9 protein-coding genes are annotated in these 8,357 nt (G+C 42.3%); all 9 read left to right on the top strand.

The window, feature by feature from the left end; all coding sequences use genetic code 11:
- Positions 1-48: 48 nt before the first annotated feature.
- The 9 genes from E1163_RS04930 (at position 49) to E1163_RS04890 (ending at position 7,863) form a co-directional block, all read left to right on the top strand.
- The gene (locus E1163_RS04930; protein ID WP_155170109.1) at positions 49-1,530 is read left to right on the top strand and encodes a Fic family protein; all 1,482 of its coding nucleotides are present in this window, start codon (positions 49-51) and stop codon (positions 1,528-1,530) included.
- A 174-nt stretch (positions 1,531-1,704) separates the two neighbouring features.
- Positions 1,705-1,875, top strand: coding sequence for a hypothetical protein (locus E1163_RS04925; RefSeq protein ID WP_155170107.1), 171 nt, complete (start codon positions 1,705-1,707; stop codon positions 1,873-1,875).
- Positions 1,876-1,884: 9 nt separating this feature from the next.
- Positions 1,885-2,448 (top strand): hypothetical protein, encoded by a 564-nt coding sequence (locus tag E1163_RS04920; protein WP_155170105.1) that lies wholly within the window; start codon positions 1,885-1,887, stop codon positions 2,446-2,448.
- Positions 2,445-2,654 (top strand): hypothetical protein, encoded by a 210-nt coding sequence (locus tag E1163_RS04915; protein ID WP_155170103.1) that lies wholly within the window; start codon positions 2,445-2,447, stop codon positions 2,652-2,654. The genes E1163_RS04920 and E1163_RS04915 overlap by 4 nt, the downstream gene beginning before the upstream one ends.
- Positions 2,651-4,699: a DNA (cytosine-5-)-methyltransferase gene (gene dcm, locus E1163_RS04910; RefSeq protein ID WP_155170101.1), complete on the top strand. Its 2,049-nt coding sequence runs from the start codon at positions 2,651-2,653 to the stop codon at positions 4,697-4,699. The genes E1163_RS04915 and dcm overlap by 4 nt, the downstream gene beginning before the upstream one ends.
- Positions 4,700-4,762: 63 nt before the next feature.
- On the top strand, positions 4,763-5,935 hold the full coding sequence (locus tag E1163_RS04905; protein ID WP_155170099.1) for an antirestriction protein: 1,173 nt from the start codon (positions 4,763-4,765) through the stop codon (positions 5,933-5,935).
- Positions 5,904-6,224: a hypothetical protein gene (locus E1163_RS04900; protein ID WP_155170097.1), complete on the top strand. Its 321-nt coding sequence runs from the start codon at positions 5,904-5,906 to the stop codon at positions 6,222-6,224. The genes E1163_RS04905 and E1163_RS04900 overlap by 32 nt, the downstream gene beginning before the upstream one ends.
- Positions 6,225-6,226: 2 nt before the next feature.
- Positions 6,227-6,898: a hypothetical protein gene (locus E1163_RS04895; protein ID WP_155170095.1), complete on the top strand. Its 672-nt coding sequence runs from the start codon at positions 6,227-6,229 to the stop codon at positions 6,896-6,898.
- A 35-nt stretch (positions 6,899-6,933) separates the two neighbouring features.
- Positions 6,934-7,863: a hypothetical protein gene (locus tag E1163_RS04890; RefSeq protein ID WP_155170093.1), complete on the top strand. Its 930-nt coding sequence runs from the start codon at positions 6,934-6,936 to the stop codon at positions 7,861-7,863.
- Positions 7,864-8,357: the final 494 nt, after the last annotated feature.

The following is an 8,357-nucleotide window of genomic DNA, read 5'->3' as shown; positions in this document are numbered from 1 at the left end:
GATTTATATTGGAAAATATTTTAGATATTGCGGGATAAGTTTCTCATAATGGAAAATATTTCATCCATACACCTTCAAGAAGTTGTCTTATCCTCCAGCGATCCGAAGATTAGCACCCAGATTTCCAAATTGGAAAAAGCAGGAAAGCTCCGAAAAATAGCCTCCCGGATTTACTCATCTAACTTTGAAGATACTCCGGGGGATATTGTAAGACGAAATATTTTCACCATCCTGGGCAGGTTGTATACGGGTGCTTTGCTAAGTCACCGTTCCGCCCTGGAATTTAAACCAACTTCAGCTGACCAATTATTTATTACTTATTCCTACACCAAAAAGATAACGATACCAGGAATCACTTTAAGGTTTTTGGAAGGGCCAGGCCCGATAGAAGGGGATAATCCGTTATCCGGAGAGTTGTACGCTTCTCAACAAGAAAGGGCTTTGCTGGAAAACTTACAAGTTTCCAGAAGGCCGGGCCCCGAGTCTAAAACGCTGACCTTACCCGAGGTTGAAGAAAGGCTGGAGCAGGTGATACGGGTAAAAGGCGAAGCAGGATTAAATGAGCTAAGAGACCGTGCACGGGATATAGCCGAAAAATTGGGCATGCATTCAGAATTTGAAAAACTGAATAAGCTCATCAGCGCACTACTCAATACCAAGCCCTCCAAAATACTTTCATCCCCGATAGCGGTAGCCCGAGCGCTTGGCGCTCCTTATGACCCTTCCCGGATATCACTGTTTGAGAAACTATTTGTGGAACTGAAGCAACGTCAGTTCAGAGATAGCCCGGAAAAGAATGCAACCACGCAATCCTTCAGAAATTTTGCTTTTTTTGAAGCTTACTTTTCAAACTACATTGAAGGTACGGTCTTTGAACTGGAGGAAGCCAAGAAGATCATTGCTACCAATACGCCTCTACCTTCCCGCGATGAAGATTCGCATGATGTCTTGGGTACCTATCAGATTGTAAGTAACCGGACGGAGATGCAACAAACGCCTGCCACTCCCGAAGAGTTGCTTGACATGCTGTTGTATCGCCACAAGGTATTACTTCGTGCCAGAAAATCTAAAAATCCGGGAGCATTTAAAGACCGAAATAACAGAGCAGGCAATACTTTCTTTGTAGATCATGAACTTGTAAAAGGAACACTCATCAAAGGGTTTGATTATTACAATGCGCTGGATGATCCCTTTGCTAAAGCCGTTTACATGATGTTTATGGTCAGCGAGGTACACCCCTTCCTGGACGGCAATGGCCGTATTGCCAGGGTCATGATGAATGCTGAAATGGTCAATGCAGGTCAAACCAAGATTATCATACCCACAGTTTACCGAGATGATTACATGGGAGCGCTGAGAAAACTGACCCGCCAGCAAGATCCTGGCCCTTATATCCGGATGCTGCAAAGGGCACTCGATTTCAGTGAAACCATTGTGGGTGAAAATATGGATAAAATGGAAAGCTTACTGGAAAGAAGTAATGCTTTTAAAGAACATGATCAGGGAAAATTGAAAATAATTAAGCAGTAAAAATAGGCCAGCGATAAATTTTAAACCCCTGGAGTACCACAGTCTGTTTCTCTTTTTAGTTAAAAACCACATTTTTTAGAAATAAAAGGGATTAGAAATATTAATCCCACCTCAACCCGAACCAACCCGAAAGCAGTTTTTTGACCTTTGCTATGATTGATAAAAAAAGGAATCATGGCAAGGAAGAAAACAAGTAAAAGACGATCATCATCCGGAAAAGCAGCCAATACCCAGAGGGTGACACTAATAAGCAGACACGCCAAACGCACCCGGAAACGAGGTGAAGCCTGGACGAAAGCCATCCAGCGAGCTACCCGTGAGTTGAAGAAATCCGGTAAGCTCTAATCTAGTCCTATGAACGAGGTGAAACATTTGCACCCGCTGTTTGGTACACAGGAATTGGAAGATTTGGCTTGGAGACTGGCGAGGCATCATGGTTATAGTCTAAGTCAGAATGCTATCGTATTCCAAGCTAAAAATGATCTTCCACTAATCGGTTCGCAGGTTAATTACAGCAATATTAATCTGGAAATGCTGTTTGACTGGCCCTCCACTGATGTATACCGTAAGGTTAGCCATCTTCCAGGCTACCCATTCACATTAGCCATTGGCTGGCCACCATATCACGCTTATTTTCATCCAAATTATCCGCATTCCGATCAATTATCGGTGGTCGTGACCTTCATCTATCACACGCTCCAGCTATTAAGCGTTGGTGGGTTACTTGTCATTCTGACCACAAATACTCAAAAGGACTGGCCAACTGGAGAACTTAACAAGATTGCCGAAAAGATTGATGAATTTATCCTTCCACCAGTTTTCGGTAGATCAGCGGAACACGCTTTGATGGCCTTCAGGCGCAAGGCCACTGATGCCGTGCGCTATGAATTTGATTTAACTAAACCTAAAAAATCATGACCAAAGCCCAACAAGAAGCTATCATCATCAAAGCCCTTAAGTGTTACCAGAGACACCTGACCGAAGAAATCAGCTTTCACAATGCCATTGGCCAGACCAATGCCGTTCGCAAAGCCTTAATTGATGAACTCCATAAGACGGAAGATATACTAGATCCTTTAGTAGCTGCAAGTAAAAAATCCAAAAGGGTTATTAGGAAGAAATGAAAGGGTTAATCCTACTTGATCTTTTCAGTGGCATAGGCGGATTCCCGAAAGGCCTGTCTGATGCCGGCTTTTCATTTAAAAAGCATTACTTCAGTGAGATTAATAAATATGCCATTGCCAACTACCAATTCAACTTTAAAAAAGCTATCCATGCCGGATCCGTTGAAGCAGTCAAAAAAGGAAACATTGAACCACCAGACATTGTCACGTTCGGATCTCCATGCCAGGATTTATCCATTGCTGGAAAAAGGCAAGGGATCAAAGGAAAAAGAAGCCGGCTTTTTTTTGAGGCAGTTAGAATCCTCAACGAACTCAAACCCCGTCTTTTTATCTTTGAAAACGTCAAAGGACTTTTCTCCAGTAACCAAGGCAAAGACTTTGAAATCGTACTGCGAGCGTTTGCCGACCTTGGGCTTTATGAGCTCCAATGGCAATTGCTTAATACTTCCTGGTTTCTACCCCAAAACCGAGAGCGCTTGTACCTTGTCGGATCTCTTAGAAACCAAGCCCGGCCCCAGGTATTTCCTATCGGATCAAACCATCAGACGGTTGAAAAAAGCCATGAAAGCATCACACAAGCCAACATTGCTCCAACAATAAACACTAAGGTTGGTGAGAGCGGAAATTACTCTCCTTACATTCTTACCCTAAGGGGCAAAAAGTATGAAAAAGGTGAAAACCTCAACATCCGAAAAGCAGGTGTCACCAACTGCATTACCCAATCCGATGACCATAATTTTCTGCTGGAGAAATGGCATCCCATGCGCTCTGTCCGAACGGAAAAAGCCAAGGCAATTAGAAGAAAAAACCAGAAGAAGGGAAAAGACTATGCGCCATTCCGGGAGCGGGAATTTGAAGTGCGGGAAGATGGGATTACCGGGGCGTTGACTACTAATACAGAGCGAGAAAACCTACTCACTAATATGGAGACTATCCGCAGGTTCACGCCACTAGAGTGTGAACGTCTCCAGGGTTTCCCTGATGGCTGGACAAGCAAAGGAATATGGGATGGGGAAGCCAGGGAAATCAGTGACAGTCAAAGATACCAACTCTTAGGCAATGCAGTAAGTGTACCTGTGGTTCGTGCAGTTGGCGAGAATATCGTGAATAGCTTGGGGCCAAGAGGTAAGTCTAAACACAATAACCGCACTCTGGAATCACCATTGGGAAACCTTGATTTTGTCAAGAAAACACCTGTCACTTATTACGGAGGCAAACAGCGGCTTGTGACCTTGATCCTATCTCTTATACCTAAACATAAGCTCTATTGCGAACCCTTTGTCGGAGGGGCTGCTGTGTTCTTTGCCAAAGAGCCATCCGAAATGGAAGTGATTAATGACCTGAACGGAGAGGTAGTCAATTTCTACAGGGTATGCCACAGCGATTTTAATAAACTGGTAAAACTCGTACAGTCCACCCCACACAGCCGGCAGGTTCACCGGGAGACACAGGAAATCCTCAAAAATGCGGATAAATTTGATGCCGTCAAACGCGCCTGGGCATTCTGGGTACAAACCAATATGAGTTTTTCTTCACGAATCTTTGGCGGTTATGCCTACGAACGGCACAGCAATGGAACGCTAAAGCGATTTGTCAATAAAAAGCTGGCATTCACCAAAGACCTACAACAACGGCTGGATATGGTGGATATTGAGAGCAATGACGCATTACAGGTGATTAAGAGCCGGGATGGTGACGACAGTTTCTTCTATTGCGACCCACCTTACTTCAACTCTGATATGGGCCATTACAAAGGCTACACGGAAAAGGATTTTACCCAGCTTCTAGAAACCTTGAGTGAGGTTGAGGGCAAATTTTTACTGAGTAGCTATCCTTCGGATGTGTTAGATGGATTCACCAAAAAGCACAAATGGCATACTATTACTAAACAGTCAGGAGTGGCAGTTACCAAGCAGACCAATAAAATAAAAATAGAAGTATTGACGGCTAATTATCCGATGAAATCTGAGTTGAATGGTGCAAACGATCAGCTACAGATGAAGGCCAGATGCTTGAAACTCAACTTGAATTTAGTGGATGTTTAAATAACCCGAACTCAACACGAATCAAGCCGAAAGCTAAATCTCAAATAGGTTTATCCTTGACATATGATTTCGGTCAACAACTATTCAGAGAAAATCCAGGGGGTCAATCTGCAAGCCCTTCCCAAAGTGCTTCTTGAGGGACACGAGTTCTTTTTAGAAGCAAATGCCTGGTACAAAAAAGATCAAACTGTAACCGAATCCATAGACCTGTACATTCAGAAATTAAACGATCACCTTCAGCAAGGCAGTGATGCGGCAGCAGGATTTATAGTCAAGTTTCTCAGGATGCACAACCAGGTGAAAACCAAGCATCAACTGGGGCTTTATATCAAGTCTTTGCAAAAGGCCATTCTAGAGAAACGAATCAGAAAGTCATCGCTACTGGCCAGACATATCACTAAAATACAGGAAACCCTCATCAGGCAATACAACCGGCTTCCTGATCATGGCAAAGTCAAAATTACCATAAATGACTCGTGGCAAAAAGAACTGGAAGCAGGCTCAAACACTAAAGATTTGAATGGTTTGGATGTTCCGGCTTTACAAGTAACAGCTAAACCTAAGGGAAAGAAGAGCCTTTTTGACTCTATGAATGAAATTGATGAGGTGCCCTCTGAGAATTCTTTTCGCTTGGCTGGAGACTTGGGTTTACTGCTAGGCGATCTGGAAAGATTTGAGCTGGCCATCACACTCGAGGGCGACCAGGGAGGGGGCAAAACACGCTTCAGCTACCAACTGGCCAATGCCTTTGCTGACCTGGATATGAAGGTGGCCATTTTTTCGCTGGAGATTGGCCGCAAATCCGACCTGGTCAGAAGGATGCGGGAAGAGTATCTGGAAGCTGAAAACAGGAACAATATTTTTATTACTGACCAACTACCCCAAGGGTTTGATACCATCCGCAAAACGGCCAAGGAATTTGATGTCTTCGTCATTGATAGCTGGAACAAGCTGCATGTCAAATCCTCAGAATTTGACCGGCTAAGAAAAGAATTCCCCAACACAATTTTCATAATCATTTTTCAACGCACCACTCAGGGTACCATCCGGGGAGGTACCGCACCACTGTTTGATGCCGGGATCAATCTGGAAGTAGTCAAAGTAGACGATACATTCATCAACAACTATGCTGTGGCTACTAAAAACCGCTACGGAGCAACTGGTATTCAATACCATATCACCAAACAGAAGATCATCAACAATTTTGAAGAAGAAGCAAATGGAGAAGGAGCATAATGCTATCATACGATTAAACACGACCCTGAATATGGGGCATTTGATTTTTAGCTCGGTCAGTTTGCTGATCGTAATCATCACCATGTGGGTAAATGTGAACGTCAGGCTGGCACGCCTGGAGTATGATGTGGATACTCAGAAACAAAACAGTATGGAACTCAAGATGACCCAGGAAAAGCTTTTTCAGCAGTTGACCCGCACCAATGCCGATATGACCCGGCTACTCTACGAGATCAAGCTGGAGCTAAAGGACAAGGAGGATAGGATGGCAACCGATAAAGGAAACTAACCATGACAATCCTCACCATTTTCAACTTCATCAGAAAGTATTACTGGATAGTCCAGGCAGTCGTGATCGTGGCACTTTTCTTATTGCTTAGAAAGGAAAAACAGAAGACCGATGATTACCAGGAAATCTATCAGCTCAAACAACGTGAGGTTGAAATCTGGCGTGATGATGCAGGTAAGAACAGAATTCGTGCTGAGATTGCCGAGATTGATGCGGCCAATGCTAAACTCGTTCTGGAGTCTAATCTGAAAGAAACAATTAGAAAGGAAGTTGGTAATCTTAAAAGAAATCTCATCAGCTATTCATCGGTTCGCTCATCCACCAGTGGCACCTTTCAAACCGGTTCAGTGGACACCGTTTACTTGCTAGAGCCAACCAAAGCTTTACAGCCCATATCAGCAAAAAAGTTTACCCTTAATAATCCTGATCTCAAATTCAAAGGACTCTACGTACCCTCATTGGATACCTTATTTGCTGAGTACAAAGTCGTCCACAATTTTGAAGTTTTTCACTATTATAAACGGCCAGGTAAGCCACCTTTCAATATTTTTAGAAGAAAACAGGCTGTGGCTGAGATCAGGTTTGATAATCCCAATACCCAGGGAGATAGCCTCTACAGTGTGGTGTTGGAGCGGAAGAAGGGATTATGGAAAGCATTATTTGGCAGGAAATAGTTTTGATTTAACAAAAGCTGTTTCGATTTTTCAGTATGAATATTGCCAGAGATAAAATTACAGGTGAAGAAATTGAGGCTGAAGAATTAAAAAACCTCACTTCTGTTGATAGTGAAAATTACGAATGTATTGATGAACAATGCAGAATTCAACTCTTTCCCTGCTCTTATAAAAAGCACAATAAAACACGACCTTACTTCAAAACTGCAAAGGGCGTTGAACATGCTCAAATATGCAGCTTTAATCAATATACTATCCTATTGAAGAAAGCCAGGAGTGGGAATATTGGTAAAAACGGGATAATTCCTTATCCCTATCCGTCTAAATTGGTTGTTCCCACTAAAAATACATTTAAAGTTGAAAGTGAGCTCCCAGAAGACTCAATGAATGAAGATAGCTATCAACCTAGAAAAGGGAGTCAATCTTCTGAATCAACCAATCTCATTAAAGGAAATCGTACAGTCACTGCTATAGGTCAGATAGTCGATTTTTATCTCAACAGTCCATTCAATCGCGATGCTCCTCTGCAACTTTTAAATTTGCAGACAGAATATAGATTTGCCTTTAAAAGGATAAAAGGAAGAAACGAAAACCAATATAATGGTAGAAAGATATATTTTGGCCGCGTAAATCTTTCAAAGGAAAGTGTAATTGAAACTGTTTCAAGCCTGGAGGTCAAGCTCTTTGAATTCGATGAATGGGTAGAAAGTAGAGCAAACAATTACTATTCCGTATTGATTGAAGAACTAACGATCCACAATAAAAAAAGAATTCTAAGTCAATTAGAAATTGTTAAAAATGAGAAACTGAACAGTTATGAGGAAAGCAAAAAAAATGCTTACATTTTTTTCCTTGCAAATCCACCTGAAACCAAAGTTCCGTATCAATTCAAAGCATTTGGAAGTCAAGTTGTTTGTAGATATGATGAGATTTTACCTACGCAACATGGTTTGCGAGTAAAATAAGCCATTGAACAGTGGCTAGAATAAAAAAATCCCGGCCGAGACCGGGATTTTTTTGTAGCGGGGAGCAGAATCGAACTGCCGACCTCAGGGTTCACTTATCACTAGCTTTCACTAATGCGTGGACTATATCACCACCTTTCTCAATAAATATTGAGAGTCAGGTGTAGGGCGTTAATGTTGTATTATGTGGTAAGATCGTACCACACCAACTAGTCTCTGCACCTTCCTCGGACGCTTCCGAAGCTTGGCTCATGATTGCCATATCCTGATTTTTTTATCAGAATTTAGGTTTCCATGAATTAACCCTATTCCATCCAGACATTTCTGTCTGGGGGCACAACCGGCTTTTTTAGCCAATTATGAATCCTGCGCTCTAACCATCTGAGCTACCCCGCCATTTTTTCAAAATATTGATATTCAGTCGTTTACCAAATATTGTTGTTGTACTTATGTTGTACTAAAATTCTTTCTCTCATCATAACCCTTTGATTTAC

The sequence above is a fragment of the Fulvivirga kasyanovii genome (assembly GCF_009711405.1).
In the GTDB taxonomy this organism is placed as follows: domain Bacteria; phylum Bacteroidota; class Bacteroidia; order Cytophagales; family Cyclobacteriaceae; genus Fulvivirga; species Fulvivirga kasyanovii.
The sequence above is the reverse complement of the archived record's forward strand: the minus strand, read 5'-3'. Positions and strand labels throughout refer to the sequence as shown.